This window comes from Rhodococcus sp. NPDC057529 (assembly GCF_042802055.1).
Taxonomy (GTDB): Bacteria; Actinomycetota; Actinomycetes; order Mycobacteriales; family Mycobacteriaceae; genus Rhodococcus_F.
The window spans coordinates 185,610-205,593 of record NZ_JBHVEY010000011.1 but is presented as its reverse complement, the minus strand read 5'-3'; the positions used below and the strand labels follow the sequence as shown (position 1 = coordinate 205,593).

Here is a 19,984-nt window from a genome sequence, read left to right as displayed (position 1 = left end):
GCTGACACGGAGGTCGTCAGTAGAGGTGCGTGTACGAGATGAGGGCCAAGGTCACGGTGATGGCTCCACCGATCCGAGTCGCGATCTGCGCGAACGGCATAAGTTCCATCCGCCGTGCCGCGCTGAGGATCGCAACATCGCCTGTCCCGCCCATTCCTGTGTGCGTTCCGACGACGATCGCGGTGTCGACGGGGTACATCCCGGTCCTCGACGCGACCAGATAGGCTGTGGCCATCATGGTGATTACGGTGGCCAGAATGGTCAGGACCGTGTCGAGGGTGAAGGCATCGAGCAGCGCATCCCACGGGGTGGACGAAACCCCGATCGCGAACAGGAGCGGGTATGTAACGGCCACCGACATGAATTCGTACACCAGGCCGGAGTGATGCTCGAGGCTGCTCGGCAGCCACCGCGACAGCTTGAGTCCGATTGCGGCAACGAGCATGACGATCGGTGCAGGCCAACCGAACACGGCGTGTGCGGCCTCCCCGAGCAGATACAGCGAGATCGCCATGAAACCAGCGGCGGCGAGCTGACGAATCTGCGTGCCACCAGGCGGAATGGACGCCGCGGACCCGAGGTCCTCACCATCGCTGTTGTTGCCAGGCTGAATCTTGCCGAACCCGGTTTTCGAGGGGAATCGTCGGCCGATAAGGGAGAGGATGCTGGCGAAAACGATCGCGCACACGTTGGCGAACAGCACCACAGGAAGTATCTGCGCCAGCAACGCCTCTGCAGCTCCCGCGCCGGCCTGAGAGTAGCCGAGGGTCAGCGGGATCGCGCCCTCACCGAGCCCGCCTCCCATGACAGGAACCACGACATGGAAGACCGTCCGGCGTAGGTCGCCGGTCAACGCCCAGCCAACCAGCGAGCCCACCACCAAGGACGCTGCGGATCCGGCGATCAGGGGCACGAAGATCTTGAGGAACCCTCGGACCAGGACGGTCCGGTTCATGCTGAGAATCGAGCCCACAATGATGCCGGCGATAAAAAGGTACAGGAAGTTGGTGGACTTATAGAAGCCCTCGACCTGTGTGGCCAGGCTTTCGGGAATCCACTGTTTCGCGACGAGAAACGCAGGTAGGAAAGTGACCAAGATGACCGGCCCACCGAAGGACCGGAACAGGGGGATCCGGCGGCCGACCTCGTAACACGTATAGCCACAGACACCGAGGAGCGCTGCCATCGTCAGAATATTCGGCTTGATGTCGTCGTACCAGAACAAGACCGCGAGAATCGCGACGAGCAGGAGGTAGAACGGGAGCGGAATGACGCCGATCTGTATCGACCAGACTGACTTGCGCTCTACCTGGTCAGCCGATCCTTCTGGGTCCATCCCTTGATCGTCTCGTGGACGAACAGGTGCTCGTGATGTCATGTTGGGCCTTTCAGTCATTCCGATATGTGACATGGAACACCGATATCGGGTCGTTCAGTAGACCTCGAATCGCGATAGGCCCATAAGGGAGGCTTATGCCTACTCCAAATGCTTCTACCAGCACAAACGCTGATCCCCCGGGGTTTGAACACGTCCCTGTTGACAAGCACACACGGATCCTCCGGACGTCAGACAGGCCGGTTGCGTCCAGCAGAGTGATGCCACTCTGCCTCAAGTCGCCGGAGATCATGGCTGCAGACGCCGTGAGTCTCCTGCGGGAGATTCAACAAGATGATGTCCGGACGGGATTCAGATCTGACCGGCGTGTCGTACCCGATGAAGGCGGGCCAAAGCAGGTGGACGGTGCCGATACCGGCTAGTGCTGCGAGTGCGTTGTTGGGTGTACGGGGCATCGCGGGATAGCTGATCGAGTGGCGGTCGATGTCGTCGACCCGCGCCACAGGCCGAACATCCTTCGATCTCGCTGCCGAGGCGATGGGCGTGGCTGAACTTTGAGACGACATGCCCCCATTAGAGAGAATATTCTTCAAAAATCTTGGCGTATTCATGAGAAATTTTCATACTTGATGATGTAAGAGCGCGTAAGTTTCACAGTTTCGCCCCTGCTGCCGCGGCGGGCATCCTCACATCACGGAGCCACTCATGAAGATCGGAATCCCCCGCGAGATCAAGAACCACGAATACCGGGTGGCGATCACGCCCGCCGGTGTCCACGAACTGGCCGGGCGTGGACATGAAGTGATCATCGAGTCGGGCGCGGGTGTCGGCTCGTCGTTCACGGATGACGACTTCAAGGCTGCAGGGGCGCAGATCCTCTCCTCCGCCGTTGCGGTGTGGGGGTCGGCCGATCTGCTCCTGAAGGTGAAGGAACCCATCGCCGAGGAGTATTCACGCCTGCGCAAGGACCAGGTGCTGTTCACCTACCTGCACCTGGCGGCGTCGAAGGAGTGCACCGACGCCCTGCTGGCGTCGAAGACCACCTCCATCGCCTACGAAACCGTCGTCGGCGCCGATGGATCGCTGCCGCTGCTGGCCCCGATGAGCGAGGTTGCCGGGCGTCTCGCCCCGCAGGCCGGCGCCTACCACCTGATGCGCCAGGGCGGCGGACGCGGCGTCCTGATGGGCGGCGTCCCCGGCGTCCGCCCCGCGAAGGTCGTCGTCATCGGCGCCGGCGTGTCCGGCAAGAACGCCATCGCCGTCGCCTACGGCATGCAGGCCGACGTCACCGTCCTCGACCTGTCCATCGCCCGCCTCCGCGAGATCGACGCCCAGTACCAGGGCCAGGTCAAGACCATCACCTCCAACAGCCTCGAACTCGAGCAGGCCGTCCTCGACGCAGACCTGGTCATCGGCGCGGTCCTCGTGCCGGGTGCAAAGGCTCCGAAGTTGGTGTCCAACAGCCTGGTGTCGCGGATGAAGCCCGGCTCCGTGCTCGTCGACATCGCCATCGATCAGGGCGGCTGCTTCGAGGACTCGCGGCCCACCACCCATGCCGAGCCCACCTACCAGGTGCATGACTCGGTGTTCTACTGCGTCGCCAACATGCCCGGTGCCGTTCCCCGCACCTCCACCTACGCGCTGACCAACGCGACGCTGCCCTATGTCGTCGCGCTCGCGGACAGGGGCTGGCAGGAAGCGACCGCGACCGTTCCCGGCCTCGCTGAGGGCCTGTCCACGCACGATGGACAGCTGCTGTCCACCGAGGTCGCTGAGGCACACGGATACGCCGCCGCAACCCTCTGATCCACGGGTCTCCGGATGTCCTGAACCGACATTCATTCCATCCGGTGATTCGTTCTCGAGGCGTGTCGTTCCACCATTGGCCGCCGATGGTGGAACGACACGCCTCTCAGCAGTTTGTCTCCATCGGTCTGCAAGTTGCGTGCGCTATGGCACGGCGCTGCGCCAGTGCACCTGAGCCCGGGTGCGGTATCCATATCGGCTTCGGGAGCGGATGCGGTCTCCGAACCCGACGGTCCGGCCACCGCATCGTGCTGCTTTCTCATTGGCTTACTTGCCGATCCGTGCTCGCGGTGCGGTGCACAGAGATGATCTATCCGACTGAAATCGAACTGGCCGCGGACTACCCAACCTCGGTGTGGCCGCCGATCGCCTCACCCAGCAGGACGGCGCTGTCCCCGTTGCCACCCGCCCAGCCGCCCCATGCGAAGGGCAACTTGTAGATCGTCAGGTAGTTGTACGTTTCGGTTCTCGACAGGCCCGGAATGGCTCGCAGCCGCCGACCAATGAGGTCGGCGAGGTCAGACTTGCTCGCACAGGTGACTTCGATGATGAGATCGTGCGGACCGGTCGTCGAGAGCACCATCCCGACCTCCTCGAATCCCTCCAGATCCGACACCACGGAGTCGGTGGGACCGTGGATCCGTAGCCCGATGCCGGCGCGGATCTTGTCTTCGACATGAGGATCGACGAACGTGTTGATTCGAACAACGCCGCTGTCGAGCAGCCGAAGCGCTCTCCGTCGCGCGCTGGTGTAGGAGATACCCGACGCAGCCGCCAGATCGGCAAAGCTCGCGCGTCCGTCCTGGCAGAGGAGGGCGATCATGGCTTTGTCGGCGTCGTCGAGTTGATAGGCGGCAGCATCCTGCTGGTGGTGATTTCCGCCGAGACCCGGTGCGGTCGTTTCACCGTATGCGTACATCTTCACGTCCAAGTACATGAAGGTTTGGCAGCCAGAGACCCCCGTTACCTCGCGGAGTGTGTCGAGAGCGCAGGCGAAGGCGTCGTCGTCACGGCAAATGACTTCGACGAGGAGATCGAACCCTCCTGCCGTGGTGACGACGAAGTCGGTGAAGTCCAAGTCAGCGATTTCGCGGGCGGCCCGTGCCGCGGAGCCGGACACGGTGACCGCGATCAACCCAGAACTGCGGTAACCGAGGAGCCCCGGGGCCACGCTGCCAACAACCTTGACGGCACCAGTGGTGTCGAGCCTGTTCAGCCGCTGCTGAATCGCCTCGCCGGTGAGGCCCACAGCTGCCCCGAGGTTCGCATAGCTGGCACGCCCGTCCTGGTGGAGCATGGCTATCAGCTTGCGGTCGACCTCATCGGTGATCCCTGCGTCCATGTCGACAATCATTCACCACTCCCTCCCGCTCGACTCCCGTGGCCGCCGCATGGAGCGCGGACCAGCCTATTGGCTGAAATTCGGAGTCAGTACGAGCACTTTGGTTTAAATCTGATTCTGTTGATTGCCTATTGATTAAATCCTAAGTGATGCCTACGCTCTGTGCACACGCGTGACATACCCCACACGAGCATGAAAGGTCCGACATGGCTGCGAGCACAGAACTTTCCGAGCAGGATGTACTCGACGCGGTGGAGACGATGGTGAATGCCTTCGGCGCGAGCGACACCGAGGCCTACTTCGATTGCTTCGACGAATCGGCGACGTTCATCTTCTATTACGAGCCGCAGCGCCTGAACTCGCGCAAGGAGTATCAGACGGTCTGGCAGTCCTGGTTGGATCAGGGCATCACGGTAACCTCCTGCCAGAGCACCAATCAACGGGTACAGCTCGCCGGCACCTCGGCTCTGTTCTTGCACGACGTGGAGACGACCGTCGACGAAGACGGCACGGTCGAGACGCGGTGGGAGCGGGAGACGATCACCTTCGCCCGGTTCGACGACGGATCGGTCCGGGCGATTCACGAGCACCTGTCGGCCCGGCCGGAGCGTGTCGAATGAGTACGTCCGCCGTCCCTGCGGTACTTCGAGTCGAGCAGCACGGCATCGACACGATTCCGACCGAGGACCGCAACGCCAGAATCTCGGACCTGTTCCGGATGGTCTTCGGCGGCGCGAACACCTTCACCACGGTCGTGCTCGGGTCTTTTCCGATCCTGTTCGGGCTCCCGTTCCTCGATGCCCTGGCCGTGACGGTCGCCGGAATCGTCGTCGGCGCCGTGATCCTGTGCCCAATGGCGCTTTTCGGGCCGCTGACGGGCACCAACAACGCGGTGTCCTCATCCGCGCATCTCGGTGTTCATGGTCGGATCGTCGGGTCGTACCTGTCACTGCTCGTTGCGTTTTCCTTCTTCGCCATCAGCGTGTGGAGTTCCGGGGACGCACTCGTGGGCGGTGCCCATCGCTTCGTCGGGTTGCCCGAGACGCCATGGACCCACGCGGTTGCATACGGACTGTTCGCGGCCCTCGTCCTCACCATCGCCGTGTACGGCTTTCGGTTTCTTCTGTGGGTCAACAAGGTGGCGGTCGTCGTAGCATCTGTCCTCCTGTTGCTGGGGGCGTTCGCGTTCCACGACTCGTTCAACCTCTGGTATGCGGGCAGTTTCGGGCCATCGGCAACGGCGGAGACGATGGCCGCCTACTGGCCCGCCATGATCGCGGCAGGCTTGATCGTGATGGCGAACCCGATCTCCTTCGGCGCCTTCCTCGGTGACTGGTCGCGTTATCTGCCGACCGCCGCATCGAAACGACGCGTCATGGCAGCCGTGATCCTCGGGCAGCTGGCGACCCTACTGCCGTTCACCTTCGGCCTCGTCACGGCGTCGATCATCGCCGAGATCGCACCGGACTATCTGAACAGCGGCAACTACGTCGGCGGCCTGCTGGCCATCGCACCCGGCTGGTACTTCGTCCCGGTGTGCCTGCTTGCGCTCGTCGGCGGCCTCTCCACCGGAACCGGTCTGTTGTATGGGACCGGTCTCGACTTCTCGAGCGTGTTCCCTCGATTCACGCGGGTGCAGGCCACCATGCTGATCGGAAGCACCGCGATCGTCCTCATCTTCATCGGCCGGTTCGTCTTCGACGTCGTCCAGAGCATCTCGACCTTCGCGCTGGTGATCGTCACCTGCACCGTCCCCTGGATGGTGATCATGACGATAGGGTTCTTCACTCGGCGAGGTTGGTACGACCCGGAAGCCCTCCAGGTCTTCAACCGTCGCCAACGCGGTGGCCGATACTGGTACAACCACGGTTGGAACTGGCGGGCAATGTCGGTCTGGATCGTCGCCGCCGTGGCCGGCCTGCTGTTCGTCAACCTTCCCGGACAGTTTGTGGGACCGTTGGGCGAACTCGGCGGTGGTGCCGACCTGAGCATCCCCGTCTCGTTGGGGATCACCGCCGCGCTCTACCCCATCGTCCTGTGGATATTTCCCGAACCCGAGGACGTCTTCGGCCCGGAGGGTCCCCGATGGGCGCCCGCAGCTCCGGCACGGAACGTCCCGATCATCCCCCGCGACAACAACGTCGCGGTCGACTCCGCGGCTGTCCCTGACGTCATCCATTCACGTGTGTGACGTTCCGTGATTAGAGATGTTGTCGCACAACATTTTATCGAAGATTGGAAGAAACCATGACAACCGAGGGCATCAAGGCGCTCGAAAGCCTCTCGAACGAAGTAACGCGACTGGCCGAGGTGGTGACCGAACAGGACTGGACGCTCCCGAGTGCATGTCCGGGATGGAACAACCATGACGTGTTGATCCATTTCGCCTGCACACTGCGCGAAGTCGTAGAGCCCGACTCCCTCCCGGAGCCGGTCCCCGGCAGTATCGAGCGGACGAACGACGTGGCGGTGGCGCAGTTCCGCGGTGAGTCGATCTCGCAGACCCTCGATACCTATCAGCGGTTGATCGGCCCGGCGCTCGAGGCGTTGACTGCCCTGCAGAACGAGCCGGACGGGTCCGAGGTCGTCGATTTCGACGACGCCGGAAGTTACCCGGCGCACCTGATCGTCGACTCACTGGTCTTCGACCACTACTGCCACCTCCGGCACGATCTGGCGTCCCCGCGGGGCCGGCTCACCGCTCTCGACATCGAGGTCACCGATCTGGTGATGAGGTCGAGCCTGACGTGGCTGATCGCCGGTCTCCCCCAGATGTCACCGCGGCGGCTCTCGGCGACACTGACCGCACCGGTCGCACTGAAGCTCACCGGTCCGGGCGGGGGGATCTGGACCCTCGCATCAGGACGCGACGCCGGTGGGGTCACGATTGCAGAGGGGTCCGTCGATCCGGCGGCGACGATCACCAGTACGGCCGATTCCTTCCACCTGTGGGGCACCCACCGGGGCTCTCGCCACGATCTCGATGTCTCACTCGGCGGGAACGCTGCCCTCGCCAGCGCGGTTCTCGACGCCATCCACGTCTTCTGACCCGACGTCGTCGCGGGGTGCCTTCTCGAGGCTCCCCGCGACGGCGCCGAATCGTCTCGGGCGTGCGCAGGCCTCGGAGCGGATCGCGAGGGTGACAGACCGTCCTCTCGCCGACCCGTCAGAAACTGGACCAGGTGTAGGGCAGCTTGTGAATGCTGACGAATCCGTGCGTTTCGAAGGAATGGACCCCGACGACCGCATGCAATGTGTCTCCGATGAACTTCGCAAGTTCCTGCCGGCTACCGCAACTGACTTCGAGGAGAAGATCGTACGGCCCTGTCGTCGACACGATCATCTCGACTTGGGGCAGCGCGGCGATCTCTTCGATCACCGGAGCAGCCGGACCAGTGATGCTCAGGCCGATCCCGGACATGGCCCGCTGCCCGTACACCAGTTGATTGACAATGGTGACGATGTGAATTGCCCTCTGGTCCAGCAACTTCATGACGCGACGACGAGTGCTGGCGTAGGTCAATCCAGTCTCCTCCGCGAGCTGCTGGTAGGTGGCTCGCCCGTCTTGCTTCAGGAGTCCGATCAGCGCTCGATCGGAGGCGTCGAGGTCTTCGAGGCGTGCTGCGGTGCCCGGCATCGGTTCGGCGATGAGGGCATGCCGGGGGCCTCCCGGGGTGTATTTCTCGACCGAGAGGTACATCATGACCTGGCACCGGGTCACGCTCGGAATCGAGCGAATGCTCTCGTCGACGAGGGAGAGCAGGTGGTTGTCGTCGGTGCAGACGAGTTCGACGATCAGGTCGAACACACCCGAGGTTCGAACTACGAGATCGGCATGTTCGAGCTCGGACAGCGCCTGCGCCACCGGATACGCCGGTCCGTCTACCGTAATGCCTACCAGGGCAAAGCTTTCCAAGCCGAGTAGCGAAGCGGGAACGCTTCCCACCACCTCGAGGATGTCGTCGTCCATCAGCCGGCGGACCCGATTTCGAACCGCATCTCCGGACAGACCTACATGCGAGCCGAGGTCGGCATAGGTCATACGCCCATCGGCAATGAGGAGTTCGATCAACCGCTCGTCGACCGGTTCGAGCACAATCCGCTCCCCACCGCGCGAGGGTTGATTCCACGGTTGACCACCCTGTTGTCCGGGGTCCTGATCGATCTCAGGAGCAGCCGTCGAGGACATTCCCGGCGCATTCATGGCGTTGTGCCCGTCCAATCGAGTGAGAAGTCGTCGTCGAGGTAAATGTAACAACCGCCTTCACCGGTACCGACCACGCGCGGCGTGGCCTTCCCGGCACCGAGGTGGACTCCCACCAGGAGGCAGAGCGGCCAAGCGCAACGTCCCGCGACACCTCTCATGACACCACCTTCCAGTGCGACAAATGCATGACTCGAACCAAGTCTATGTAACTTTTCCTCGCATGTGCCTATTTCTGTGAAACTTACGCTTGCTGATGCGGTGTGTCGTGTGTCATAGTCGACGAGTACTGGATCTACCGCCCGCACCCTGCGGGTTCGCTCCCGGACTAGTCAACGTGGACCGGAAATGGTGGTCGGTCCGTCCCTCAATAGTTGGAGAGTTTCATGACGGGTACCTCCGTGCCTGAACCAACAGGTCAGACCGAAGAGCTGCGCAAAGCCTTCACCTTGCGCAGCGCCGCGAGCCTCGCCTTCGTCTTCGTCTCACCTATCGTCGGGCTGTATGGCGTGTTCGCGCTGGCCATCGGTGCCGCCGGTCCTGCGGCATTCTGGGCGTTCGTGGTTGTCCTGGTCGGGCAACTGTTCGTCGCCGGCGTATTCGGCGAGATGGCGTCGCGATGGCCGTTCGAAGGGAGCGTCTACCAGTGGGCGCGCCGCCTGGGCGGGGAGTCGTACGGCTGGTTTACCGGCTGGACCTACATGTGGTCGCTCATCATCGCCGTCGCCGGTGGCTCCTATGCGGTCGCCAGTTTCCTTCCGATCGTCCTCGGGATCGAGGACTACTCCAAAACGACCCGACTCGCCGTCGCCATGGGCTTCATGTGCCTGACCACGTTGATCAATATCGGCGGACCGAAGGTGGTCAAAGTTCTGGTCGGCCTCAGTCTGATCGCGGAGGTCGTCGGCAGCATCGGGTTGGGCGCATCGCTGCTGCTCTTCCACCGCGAGCAGTCGCTGAGCGTGCTCTTCGAAACCTTCGGCGCCGGACAGGGCCCCGGCGGCTATCTCTGGGCCGGCTTCTTCGCCGCCACCGCTTTCGTCGGCTGGGGCTTCGTCGGATTCGAGAGCGCCGCCGCCATCTCGGAGGAAGTTGAGGACCCGCGGCGAAACGTGCCCAAGGCAATCCTGATCGCCCTGGTCGGAGTGGGTGCAGTCGTGCTGTTCTCCGCCCTTGCCCTGATCCTGGCGACACCCGACATGGGTGCGGTGGTCTCCGGCGTCCTGCTCGACCCGACGGCCTCGACCATCTCCGCAGCCTACGGTGACGGCATTACCCGGCCGCTGTTCGTCCTGATCATCATCGGTTTCATCGCTTCCGGCGTCGCCGCGCAGACGAGCGCCTCCCGGCTGATCTGGTCGTTCGCCCGCGACGAGGTACTCCCCGGATCGACAGCACTTCGCACGCTGTCGGGCAACGACCGCGTACCCCGCATCGCGATCGCCGTCTCCGGCGGCGTCGGCGTCGTCGCGCTGCTGTTGGCCAGCTCCGATCGAATCTTCGAAACCCTGGTCTCGTTCTCCACCGCAGGCTTCTTCGTCGCGTTCGCCCTGCCTGTCGTGGCCTTCGTGTGGATGCGCACCCGCACCACGTACACGCCCGGACCGTTCAGCCTCGGCCGCTTCAGCTGGCCGGTCACTACCGTTGCGGTGGTGTGGCTGGTCTTCGAGGTGGTCAACATCGCCTGGCCTCGCCACTCCGGTCTGCCCTGGTACGAGACCTACGCCGTGCTCGTCGGCGGGCTGCTGATCGGGGTCCTCGGCATCGTGATCTGGTTCAGCAAGCGCGACCGCATCCGAGCCGCCGGCGAGGACCTCGACACCCACGCCGAGCCACGCGAGCCCATCACGCGCTGAACGAGCCGCGCCACTGTCGTCCTGCACATACCTTGTCAAGGAGTTCTGAATGAGTAAGGCCCGCACCGTCGCTGTGACCGGAGGCGCTTCGGGAATCGGAGCCGCCACGGTGCAACGGTTCCTCGATTCCGGCGACGAGGTCATCGTCCTCGATCTCCAGCCCAATCCCCGGGCACACCGCAACATCGAGGTCGACCTTTCGAAGCCCTCCTCCATCGAGGCCGCCGCCGCACAGATCGGGCCCATCGACGTCTTGTGCAACGTCGCCGGAGTCTCCGGAAGCGCCCCGGTGCCGGTCGTGATGTCCGTGAACTTTCTCGGTTTGCGCCTCCTGACCGATCTCGTGGCCGACAACATCACCGCGGGCGGTGCCGTGGTCTCCGTGGCCTCGACCGCGGGGTGGTACTGGCGCGACCACCTCGACGACGTCAACCGCCTGATCGACACCCCGGACTACTCCAACGCCCTGTCCCTGACCAGCGACCTCGTGGCCGACGGCTATCACGCCTACGTGCGCAGCAAGGAGGCCGTGATCGTGTGGACCTCGCACGCCGCACAGCGCTACCTCGGACGATTCCGAGTCAATTCCATCAGCCCGGGACCAGTGGAGACCCCTCTGCTGCCGTCGTTCTACGAGTCGATGGGGCACGAGGAACTCGATCCGCTCACCAAGCTCGCCGGCGGACGAAACGGCCGACCCGAGGAGATCGCCGCGGCCATCCACTTCCTCGCCGGCGCCGAGGCCAGCTGGATCAACGGCACCGACCTCGTCGTCGATGGCGGGGCCGAGATGGCCTTCTCGTTGCAGCAGCCGGAATCCGTGACCTCCCCGGCAACCACCGCCTGAACCGCAACCCAGCAGAGCTCGAATAGACCACTCACACAAGCGAAACCGGCGCCTTCCCGAGATACACCCGGGAAGGCGCCGGTGTCGCGTGTGCGCGTTTCCTGATCGCCGTCCGACCCTCGCCCCGCCGGGATTCGCGCGCCCTGACCAACCATGACCGGACACCACCAGACCACCTCAGCCAACCCGTGACATCCAAACCGGCAATAGCATGAGAATTTATCACTGAACGTCATCTTGACATGAGTTTTCTTCACCCCTACAGTCAGGTGAAAGAGAAACTTGAGATGAGGGTCACATGGTGTCGTCAGCATCGGATTCACACACAGTCGAGGTCGCCGACCGTCGCACGGTCGCCTCGGACATCGTCGAGCTCACGCTCCGCAGCACCGACGGTGCGGCGTTGCCGTCCTGGGCGCCGGGCGCACACATCGACCTCCTGCTGCCCTCGGGCACGGTGCGCCAGTACTCGCTGTGCGGGCACACCGACCGCCCCGACGAGTTCGTGGTCGCCGTGCTCAAGGAAACCGGCGGCCGCGGCGGGTCCGTCGAGGTGCACGCTGCCCTCGACAAGGGAGTGGCCGTGTCGATTCGCGGACCGCGCAACCACTTCGAGCTGCATCCGGCGACTCACTACCTGTTCCTGGCGGGCGGAATCGGCGTCACCCCGATCCTCGCGATGGCGCGGCAGGCGGCCCGGGCCGGTATCCCCTGGACGCTGCTGTACGGCGGCCGCTCCCGCTCGACGATGGCGTACACCGAGGAATTCGCCGCCCTCCCCTGCGGCACCGTGCGCCTGGTTCCGCAGGACGAGGCCGGCCACCCCGACTTCGCGGCCGCGATGAAGGAGTTGCCCGAGGGCGGCGCCGTCTACGCCTGCGGTCCCGAACCCATGCTCGCGGCCGCCGAAACGGTCAGCGCCGACCTGCTGCCGCCGGGAACCCTGCACCTGGAGCGGTTCGGCGCCAAGGACGGTGCCGACATCACAACGACCGGCGAGGAATTCGAGGTCGAGCTCGCCCAGTCCGGGTGCACCCTCACCGTCGGCGCCGACGACCGGCTGATCGACGTCGTCCGCAAGGTCGCCCCCCAGGTGCCGTTCTCCTGCGAAGAGGGGTACTGCGGATCCTGCGAGACCCGGGTCGTCGCCGGCATCCCCGATCACCGCGACCAGGTCCTCAGCGACGAGGAACGCGAGGCCAACGACACGATGATGATCTGCGTCGGCCGCAGCCTGTCGAAGAAGCTCGTGCTCGACCTCTGATCTGCACCCCGGTCGACGAAACCCTCAGTAACGAAAAGGCATTCACCTCATGACGAACACGACGGACACGATCAGTCCCGCCGACCCCCGCTTCTGGTCCGACGACCGGGACCGGTACGCACAATTCGCCGCGCTGCGGGCGCAGGGACCCGTCCTCTGGCACGACGAACCCAGCACCGAATGGTTCCCGGACGGCGGGCGGGGGTTCTGGTCAGTGACCCGCTACGACGACGTCGTCACCGTCAGCCGCGACCAGGACACCTTCACCTCCGGTCTGGGCACCGAGATCGTCGACATGCCTGCGGACATGGTGCACATCTTCGGCGGCATGCTGAACATGAGCGGGGCCGAGCACACCCGCCACCGCGCCATCGTCAACCGGGTCCTGACCCCGCGCAGCGTCGAGGCCCTCAGCGACACCATCCGCGCCCACGCCGTCCGCTCCATCGAACGGGTCCGCGACCGCGGTGAGTGCGACTTCATGGCCGACATCGTCGGCGACTTCCCGGCCCAGGTGATCTGTGAGCTGCTCGGCGTCCCCGCCGCCGACCGGGACCGGCTGATCGAGCTGACCGGGGTGGCCCTGGTGCAATACGGCACCGCCACCGCCTACGAGGCGATGCTCGAGATCATCGCCTACGCCGAGGACCTGACCGCGAAGGCTCGCACGAACACCGAGGACTCGGCGGCCTTCCTGCAGAAACTACTGGGTGCGAAGATCGACGGCGAAGGGATGACCGACCACGAGATCGCCGTGTTCTTCGCGCTGCTGGTCACCGCCGGCATCGAAACCACCGCGACCAGCATCGGGCACGGGCTCTATGCCCTGTCGCAGTACCCCGACCAGCGCCGCAGATGGCAGGAGAACTTCACCGAGCTCGCCCCCCGGGCCATCGAGGAGATCGTCCGCTGGGTGTCTCCGGTCATGCATTTCCGCCGCACCGCCACCCGCGACACCGAGATCGCCGGTCAGAAGATCGCACGCGGCGACAAGGTCGTCATCTGGTACCTGTCGGCCAACCGCGACGACACGGTCTTCGACCGGCCGGGCGAGCTCGACTTCGACCGCCCGGAGCAGCCGCACGTGGCCTTCGGCGGCGGCGGACCCCACTTCTGCCTCGGCGCGATCCTTGCCCGCAAGGAGATGACCATCTTCTACGAAGAGCTGTTCAACCGGCTGCCCGACATCACCGTCGCCGGGGCACCGGTGCGGCTGCACTCGAACTTCGTCAACGGCATCGCCTCGCTGCCCGTGACGTTCACCCCCGCATGAACCCGCAAGCTGCCCGGCAGACCCTCGATGCCCGCGTGATTGCGCCGCGGTCGGTGCTGTCGGTTCCCGGATCCTCGCCGCGATTCCTGTCCTCGGCGGCCACCAGCGCGGCCGCCGCGCTGATGATCGACCTCGAAGACGGGGTCGCCCCCGCGAGCAGGGCCGCCGCCCGCCGCACCACCGCCGACGCCCTCGTTGCCCTCGCGTCGCCGAACCGGCGGCTGTGGGTGCGCATCAACGCGGTCGACACCGCCGACTTCGAGGCGGACCTGGCCGCAGTGCAGTCGATGGGGCGGGCACTCGATGCTCTCGTGCTGCCGAAGGCCTCGCCCGTGGCGATCGACGACGTCGCCTCCCGCACCTCCTTGCCGGTGATCGCGCTGATCGAGACCCCGAACGGGGTGGAGGACGCCCGCGAGATCAGCGTTCACGACGCCGTCGAGGCCGTGCTGTTCGGGGAACTCGACTACATTGCGGCCCTCACCGCAAGCGGCGGCCTGCACACCTCGAACACCGACTGGGCGCAGGCGCGGATCGTCAATGCCACTGCGGCCGCAGGCAAATATGCCCTCGCCGGACCTACCGCGGCGACGCACAACGACGGGTTGCTCCATGCCGAGTCCGCCGACCAGGCAGCACTCGGATTCGCCGGCAAACTGTGCATTCACCCGGCGCAGGTTCCCATCGTCACGGCGTCCTTCGGTCCGACCGCCGACATGGTCTCCTGGGCCGAGCAGATCCTCACCGCGCTCGACCAGCACGGCCATGACGGCGCGTTCGCCGTGAACGGCGCCATGGTCGACGCACCCGTCATCGCACGGGCGCGACAGATTCTGAAGGGGTGTTAGCGGTGTCGGCACCGACATGTCATGCGCAGACCGGACCCTACGGTGACGATCTGGGGATCGGGGAGGTCATCGCCCCGGCCCCGGCCATCACGCTCGATCACGGTGTCGCCGCGTATTTTCAGGCGTTGTGCGGGGATCCGTCCCCGCTGAGCCTGTCCGCGGCGCTGTCCGAGGCGGTCACCGGCTCCCCGGTTCGTCTTGCCAACGCGGGCCTGGTGCTGCAGATCGCGATCGGGCAGTCCACCGTCGCCACGAAGATCGTGATCGCGAATCTGTTCTACCGCGACGTCACGGTGCACCGGCAGGTGCACCTCGGGGACACCCTGACCACCCACGTCACGCCCACCGCCCGCGCCTACACCCGCGACACCGGCACGGGCCGGCGGGCGAAGGTGCTGCTGTCCATCGAAACCCGGGATCAGCACGGCCGGCTGGTCGCCTCCCTGGAACGGTTGGCACTGCTGCCGCTGCGCTCGCAGGACAACCTGGTCGAGGTCGGTCAGATCGGTGCCGCGACACCGTCGCGGTCCCTGGACGATTTCGTCGCCGCAGTCCCCACGGACTGGGATCTGAGCCAGATCGATCGCGGCCCGCTGCCCGCCGCCGGGTTCGCCGCCGCCGACCCGTTGCGCGACAGTGTCAGCGACGCCCTCGGGTTGGTGCGGCTGACGCAGAACCTCGCCGCCGCCCACCGTGACCCGGCACGCGGGCAGCAGGGCCGCCGGTTGGTCTACGGCGGTCACGTCATCGCCCTCGCGCAGGCGAGTCTGTCGCGGCTGGTGCCGGCCGCCGTCACGATTCTGGGGTGGCGGTCCTGCGATCACCTGTCCCCCACGTTCGAGGACGACCTCCTCGGCTTCGAGGTCGAACTCGAAGACACCGTCGCGGTCCCAGGTGGCGCGGTCGCGGGCATGCGCGTCCGCGGGCAGACGCACCGACCGGGCCAGGACCCGGTCGACGTCATCGATTTCCGTCCAGTTGTTCTGCTGGCCAGTGGTTGTGGAGGGTTGTATGTCTGAGGGTTTGAAGCTGCTGTCCGGCATCCGGGTCGTCTCGCTCGAGCAGTTCATCGCGGGCCCCTACTGCACCTCGATCCTCGCCGACGCCGGCGCCGAGGTGATCAAGGTCGAACGCCCCGGCACCGGCGATCCCCGCCGCTGGTACGACCCGAAGGTCGGCCCCGACGAGGACTACATCAGCGGCGGTTTCGCCTCCTACAACCGCGGCAAGAAATCGGTCGAACTCGACCTGAGTGAAGCCACCGACCGGGAGGTGTTCGAGGAGCTGCTGTCCGGCGCGGATGTGCTGGTGTGCAACCTGCGGCCGGGATCGCTGGCGCGGCAGGGGTACTCACCCGAGGAACTGCGGAGCAGGTACCCGGCTCTGGTGGTCTGCGAGATCACCGGGTTCGGCTCCTCCGGCGGCGTGTACGCCCAGTGGCCGGCATTCGACTCGGTGATCCAGGGCATGAGCGGACTGTCCAGCCTGATCGGGGACGCCGACGGCCCACCCGAGCTCGCCCCCATGGGCACCGCCGACGTGCTCACCGGCATCTGGTCCGCCCTCGGTGTGCTCACCGCCCTGGTCGGCCGGGCCTCGACCGGTAAGGGCAGCTACGTCGACGCCGCCATGTACGACATCGGTGCCGCGTTCGTCGAGCGGCCGCTGACGTTGCACGAGTTCACCGGTGCCGTCCCCACCCGCGGCATCGACCGGTTCAGCCCGGTCGGAGCGTTCCGGGCCGGTGACGGCGGCTGGGTCTCCATTGTCATCCCCACCGACGAGATGTGGCGACGTTGCTGCCAGGCCCTGGGCAAACCGGAACTCGAAACCGACCCGGACATCGACACCGTCCTCAAACGCGCCGACCGCATGGCCGACCGGGTGATCCCCGAATTCGAAACGTGGGCGGCCGGAATGACGAAATTCGAGGCCGCCGAGGCCCTACGCAAGGCAGGGCAACCCGCCGGGCTGGTGCAGTCCATCGACGAGGTGCGGGCCTGCCCGCAACTGGCGCACCGCGGTCTGTTCGCCCCCATCGACGACGACCGCGCACACCGGGCCGATGGCAGCACGCTGAGTCTGCCGCGGCTGCCGCTGCTCTTCGACGGCGCCGGCGCGGCCCCGGGACCGATCCCGCGTCTGGGCGAGCACAACACCGAACTACGCACCACCCCTGCTGATCTGCTGGAGGCACCGCAATGACCTACGAACTGACCCCGAAGCTGTTCATCGACGGGGCCTGGGAGCCGGCCGTCGACGGCAGCACCTTCACCGTCGAAAACCCCGCCACCGGTGAGCCGATCGCCACCGTCGCCAACGCCGGAATCGACGACGGCAGAAGGGCCGCGGCCGCCGCGGCCGCCGCCGGACCCGACTGGGCCGCCCGCACCCCCCGCCACCGCGCCGAGATCCTGCGCGCGGTCTTCGACCGGATGATCGCCGCCAAGGACCAGATCGCCGACCTGATCGTCGCCGAGAACGGCAAGGCCCGCACCGACGCCCTCGCCGAGGTCGACTACGCCGCCGAGTTCTTCCGCTGGTACAGCGAGGAAGCGGTCCGCCTGCCCGGCTACCTCACCCAGTCCCCCACCAGCGAACGCCGCATCATCGAACTCTCCCAACCGGTTGGCGTCGCCCTGCTGCTGACACCGTGGAACCTGCCCGCGGCCATGATCACCCGCAAGATCGCCCCCGCCCTCGCCGCTGGTTGCACCGTGGTGGTCAAACCGTCCCCGCAGACCCCGCTGACGGCGCTGCTGCTCGCCCAGATCCTCCACGATGCCGGCGTCCCGACGGGGGTCGTCAACATCATCCCGACCAGCCGCGACATCGAGGTCGTCGCCGACCTGATCGACCACGGCCCCGTCCGGGCGGTCTCGTTCACCGGATCCACCCGCGTCGGATCGGCGTTGCTCGCCCAGGCCAGCCGGCGGATCCTCAACACCTCGATGGAGCTCGGCGGCAACGCCCCCTTCCTGGTGTTCCCCGACGCCGACATCGACGCCGCCGTCGCCGGCGCCCTGCAGGCGAAGATGCGGCACAACGCCGAAGCGTGCACCGCCGCCAACCGCTTCTACGTCCACGACACCGTCCGCACCGAGTTCGTCGACAAACTCGCCGCAGCCTTCAACGCCCTCCGGGTCGGTCCGGGCACCGAGCCCGGCGTGCAGGTCGGCCCGATGGCCTCCGCCGCCGCGAAGGAATCGATCGAGAACGCCGTGCAGATCGCCCTCGACGGCGGCGGCAAACCCGTCACCGGCAACACCCCCCACCCCGGGCCCGGCTACTTCTTCACCCCCACCCTCATCGACAACATCGCCCCCGACGCCGACATCCTCGGCCACGAACTGTTCGGTCCTGTCGCCCCCGTAGTCGAATTCACCGACACCGACGACGTGATCGCCTGGGCCAACAGCACCGACATGGGTTTGGGTTCCTACATCTTCACCGGCACCCTCCAGCACGGCCTGCGCGTCGCCGAACAACTCGACACCGGCATGGTCGGTCTCAACACCGGCATCTTCTCCGACCCGGCCGCCCCCTTCGGTGGCACCAAGCAGTCCGGCATCGGCCGCGAAGGCGGACGCCACGGCATCACCGAATTCCTCGAAACCAAGTACATCGCCACCACGTGGTGACCACCGTCCCCTGCCTGAGCACCACCCCGACCGAATCCCGGAGTACACGATGACGACAACCCTCGATGCACCCCCGCACGGCCAGCTGTCCGCGACGACGCGTGCGTGGCTGGAACGGCCTTTGCGCTCGGTGCTGATCGGCGGGGAGCACCGAGCCGGGGCCTCCGACGAGGTGGTCCCGGTGATCGATCCGGGGACCGGGTCGACCTTTACCTCGTTTCCCGCGGCGTCCGCCGGCGACGTCGCGGCCGCGGTGGCCGCCGCGCGGGTCGCATTCGATGACGGGCGCTGGTCGGAGGTCGATGCGGAGCGTCGCGAGGAGCTGGTCCACCGGCTGGCGGATCTGCTGCGACGCGACTTCGAGACCGTCGCCGAACTCGAGAGCCTGGACACCGGAAAACCGTTGGCGGACGCGCGCATCGATGTCGACGAGGCCATCGCGGTGCTGCGGTACTACGCGGGCTGGGCGACCAAGGTCGAGGGCAGCGTGATCCCCGCACCGCGGCAGTTGTTCGCCGTCGGAACCCGTGAGGCGGTCGGGGTCTGCGCCGCGATCACCCCGTGGAACTATCCGCTGCCGATCCTGATGTACAAGCTCGCCCCCGCGGTGGCCCTGGGCAACACGTTCGTCGCGAAGCCCTCCGAACTGGCGAGCCTGTCGACGCTGTACTTCGCGGAACTGTGCACCGAAGCCGGGCTGCCCGACGGTGTGGTCAATGTCGTGGCCGGCGGGCGGGCGACCGGCGCCGAACTGTCGGCGTCACCCGACCTCGACAAGTTGGCGTTCACCGGCTCCACCCGCACCGGGCAGGCCGTGATGGTCGCCGCGGCGCAGGGCCTGACCAAGGTCAGCCTCGAACTCGGCGGCAAGAGCCCGCACGTGGTGTTCGCCGACGCCGACCTCGATGCCGCGGTCGACGCGGTGATGGCCGGGATCTGGACCAACGCCGGGCAGGTGTGCATCGCCGGCAGCCGCCTGATCATCGAACGGTCGGTGCACGATTCGTTCCTCGACGAACTGCACAAGCGGACCGCGCAGCTGACCCTCGGGCACGGGCTCGCCGTCGGCACCGACGTCGGCCCGCTGATCTCCCGCACCCAGCAGCACCGGGTCCGGCAGATGATCGCGCAGGCCGAATCCGAGGGCGCGGAGGTCCGCACCAGCGGTACGGTCCCCGCCGACGGGTTCTTCGTCGCCCCGACGGTCGTCACCGGGGTCAACCCGGGACAGGGCATCGAACGGGACGAGGTGTTCGGCCCGGTGCTGACGGTGTTGCCGTTCGACGACGAGGACGACGCCGTGCGGTTGGCGAACGACACCGAGTACGGGCTCGCGTCCGGGGTGTGGTCGTCGAACGTCGGCACCATTCACCGGGTCGCGAGGCGGCTGCGTGCGGGCACCGTGTGGGCCAACACGTACGGGATCTTCCATCCCACACTGCCGTTCGGCGGGGTCAAGAATTCCGGGTTCGGTCGCGAGCTCGGCGCGGAGGCCGTGCACCACTACACCGAGCTGAAGACCACCGTCATCGATCTGCACCCCGGGACCGGCCACTGAGCCTTCTCG

16 protein-coding genes are annotated in these 19,984 nt (G+C 65.9%); 13 read left to right on the top strand and 3 right to left on the bottom strand.

Translation table 11 applies throughout. The features are described from left to right. Positions 1-16 precede the first annotated feature (16 nt). The gene (locus tag ACFU5V_RS22880) at positions 17-1,336 is read right to left on the bottom strand and encodes a 2-hydroxycarboxylate transporter family protein (protein WP_378702117.1); all 1,320 of its coding nucleotides are present in this window, start codon (positions 1,334-1,336) and stop codon (positions 17-19) included. Between the two features lie 705 nt (positions 1,337-2,041). Between ACFU5V_RS22880 and ald the strand changes: the two genes are divergently transcribed. Then, positions 2,042-3,142, top strand: coding sequence for an alanine dehydrogenase (gene ald, locus ACFU5V_RS22875; RefSeq protein ID WP_378702115.1), 1,101 nt, complete (start codon positions 2,042-2,044; stop codon positions 3,140-3,142). Between the two features lie 340 nt (positions 3,143-3,482). On the opposite strand, the gene ACFU5V_RS22870 is transcribed toward ald, so the two are convergent. Then, a complete protein-coding gene (locus ACFU5V_RS22870; RefSeq protein WP_378702113.1) occupies positions 3,483-4,496 on the bottom strand; it encodes an Lrp/AsnC family transcriptional regulator in 1,014 nt (337 codons plus the stop codon). Positions 4,497-4,690: 194 nt separating this feature from the next. Here ACFU5V_RS22870 and ACFU5V_RS22865 point away from each other — a divergent pair, with 194 nt between their 5' ends. Genes ACFU5V_RS22865 through ACFU5V_RS22855 form a run of 3 tightly spaced genes read left to right on the top strand, consistent with a single transcriptional unit; the run spans position 4,691 to position 7,532 of the window. Next, entirely contained in the window at positions 4,691-5,104 is a 414-nt protein-coding gene (locus ACFU5V_RS22865) for a YybH family protein (protein ID WP_378702111.1), read from the top strand. Continuing rightward, complete coding sequence (locus ACFU5V_RS22860) at positions 5,101-6,675, top strand: purine-cytosine permease family protein (protein WP_378702109.1); 1,575 nt, start codon at positions 5,101-5,103, stop codon at positions 6,673-6,675. Before ACFU5V_RS22865 ends, ACFU5V_RS22860 begins: the two co-directional genes overlap by 4 nt. 56 nt (positions 6,676-6,731) lie before the next feature. After that, positions 6,732-7,532 carry a maleylpyruvate isomerase N-terminal domain-containing protein gene (locus tag ACFU5V_RS22855; protein WP_378702107.1) on the top strand — a complete coding sequence of 267 codons (801 nt, stop codon included), beginning with the start codon at positions 6,732-6,734 and terminating at the stop codon, positions 7,530-7,532. Positions 7,533-7,650: 118 nt separating this feature from the next. On the opposite strand, the gene ACFU5V_RS22850 is transcribed toward ACFU5V_RS22855, so the two are convergent. Next, positions 7,651-8,580: an Lrp/AsnC family transcriptional regulator gene (locus ACFU5V_RS22850; protein WP_378702105.1), complete on the bottom strand. Its 930-nt coding sequence runs from the start codon at positions 8,578-8,580 to the stop codon at positions 7,651-7,653. Between the two features lie 509 nt (positions 8,581-9,089). Between ACFU5V_RS22850 and ACFU5V_RS22845 the strand changes: the two genes are divergently transcribed. The 9 genes from ACFU5V_RS22845 to ACFU5V_RS22805 all read left to right on the top strand — a co-directional run bounded on the left by ACFU5V_RS22845 (position 9,090) and on the right by ACFU5V_RS22805 (position 19,975). Then, positions 9,090-10,544: an APC family permease gene (locus ACFU5V_RS22845; RefSeq protein WP_378702103.1), complete on the top strand. Its 1,455-nt coding sequence runs from the start codon at positions 9,090-9,092 to the stop codon at positions 10,542-10,544. Between the two features lie 49 nt (positions 10,545-10,593). Continuing rightward, positions 10,594-11,391 carry an SDR family oxidoreductase gene (locus tag ACFU5V_RS22840; protein WP_378702101.1) on the top strand — a complete coding sequence of 266 codons (798 nt, stop codon included), beginning with the start codon at positions 10,594-10,596 and terminating at the stop codon, positions 11,389-11,391. Positions 11,392-11,689: 298 nt separating this feature from the next. Then, on the top strand, positions 11,690-12,655 hold the full coding sequence (locus ACFU5V_RS22835) for a PDR/VanB family oxidoreductase (protein ID WP_378702099.1): 966 nt from the start codon (positions 11,690-11,692) through the stop codon (positions 12,653-12,655). 49 nt (positions 12,656-12,704) lie between these two features. Next, a complete protein-coding gene (locus ACFU5V_RS22830) occupies positions 12,705-13,928 on the top strand; it encodes a cytochrome P450 (RefSeq protein WP_378702097.1) in 1,224 nt (407 codons plus the stop codon). Next, positions 13,925-14,776, top strand: a complete 852-nt coding sequence (locus tag ACFU5V_RS22825) for an HpcH/HpaI aldolase/citrate lyase family protein (RefSeq protein WP_378702095.1) — start codon at positions 13,925-13,927, stop codon at positions 14,774-14,776. Before ACFU5V_RS22830 ends, ACFU5V_RS22825 begins: the two co-directional genes overlap by 4 nt. 2 nt (positions 14,777-14,778) lie before the next feature. Then, entirely contained in the window at positions 14,779-15,795 is a 1,017-nt protein-coding gene (locus tag ACFU5V_RS22820; protein ID WP_378702093.1) for an acyl dehydratase, read from the top strand. Continuing rightward, the gene (locus ACFU5V_RS22815) at positions 15,788-16,981 is read left to right on the top strand and encodes a CaiB/BaiF CoA transferase family protein (protein WP_378702091.1); all 1,194 of its coding nucleotides are present in this window, start codon (positions 15,788-15,790) and stop codon (positions 16,979-16,981) included. The genes ACFU5V_RS22820 and ACFU5V_RS22815 overlap by 8 nt, the downstream gene beginning before the upstream one ends. After that, positions 16,978-18,417: an NAD-dependent succinate-semialdehyde dehydrogenase gene (locus ACFU5V_RS22810; protein ID WP_378702089.1), complete on the top strand. Its 1,440-nt coding sequence runs from the start codon at positions 16,978-16,980 to the stop codon at positions 18,415-18,417. The genes ACFU5V_RS22815 and ACFU5V_RS22810 overlap by 4 nt, the downstream gene beginning before the upstream one ends. Positions 18,418-18,466: 49 nt before the next feature. After that, a complete protein-coding gene (locus ACFU5V_RS22805; RefSeq protein WP_378702087.1) occupies positions 18,467-19,975 on the top strand; it encodes an aldehyde dehydrogenase family protein in 1,509 nt (502 codons plus the stop codon). Positions 19,976-19,984 lie beyond the last annotated feature (9 nt).

Excerpts from the sequence above, each read along its gene's own strand:
- ACFU5V_RS22880 (WP_378702117.1), bottom strand. The coding sequence starts at position 1,336 with ATGGACCCAGAAGGATCGGCTGACCAGGTAGAGCGCAAGTCAGTCTGG.
- ald (WP_378702115.1), top strand. The coding sequence starts at position 2,042 with ATGAAGATCGGAATCCCCCGCGAGATCAAGAACCACGAATACCGGGTG.
- ACFU5V_RS22870 (WP_378702113.1), bottom strand. The coding sequence starts at position 4,496 with ATGATTGTCGACATGGACGCAGGGATCACCGATGAGGTCGACCGCAAG.
- ACFU5V_RS22865 (WP_378702111.1), top strand. The coding sequence starts at position 4,691 with ATGGCTGCGAGCACAGAACTTTCCGAGCAGGATGTACTCGACGCGGTG.
- ACFU5V_RS22860 (WP_378702109.1), top strand. The coding sequence starts at position 5,101 with ATGAGTACGTCCGCCGTCCCTGCGGTACTTCGAGTCGAGCAGCACGGC.
- ACFU5V_RS22855 (WP_378702107.1), top strand. The coding sequence starts at position 6,732 with ATGACAACCGAGGGCATCAAGGCGCTCGAAAGCCTCTCGAACGAAGTA.
- ACFU5V_RS22840 (WP_378702101.1), top strand. The coding sequence starts at position 10,594 with ATGAGTAAGGCCCGCACCGTCGCTGTGACCGGAGGCGCTTCGGGAATC.
- ACFU5V_RS22835 (WP_378702099.1), top strand. The coding sequence starts at position 11,690 with ATGGTGTCGTCAGCATCGGATTCACACACAGTCGAGGTCGCCGACCGT.
- ACFU5V_RS22830 (WP_378702097.1), top strand. The coding sequence starts at position 12,705 with ATGACGAACACGACGGACACGATCAGTCCCGCCGACCCCCGCTTCTGG.
- ACFU5V_RS22825 (WP_378702095.1), top strand. The coding sequence starts at position 13,925 with ATGAACCCGCAAGCTGCCCGGCAGACCCTCGATGCCCGCGTGATTGCG.
- ACFU5V_RS22815 (WP_378702091.1), top strand. The coding sequence starts at position 15,788 with ATGTCTGAGGGTTTGAAGCTGCTGTCCGGCATCCGGGTCGTCTCGCTC.
- ACFU5V_RS22810 (WP_378702089.1), top strand. The coding sequence starts at position 16,978 with ATGACCTACGAACTGACCCCGAAGCTGTTCATCGACGGGGCCTGGGAG.
- ACFU5V_RS22805 (WP_378702087.1), top strand. The coding sequence starts at position 18,467 with ATGACGACAACCCTCGATGCACCCCCGCACGGCCAGCTGTCCGCGACG.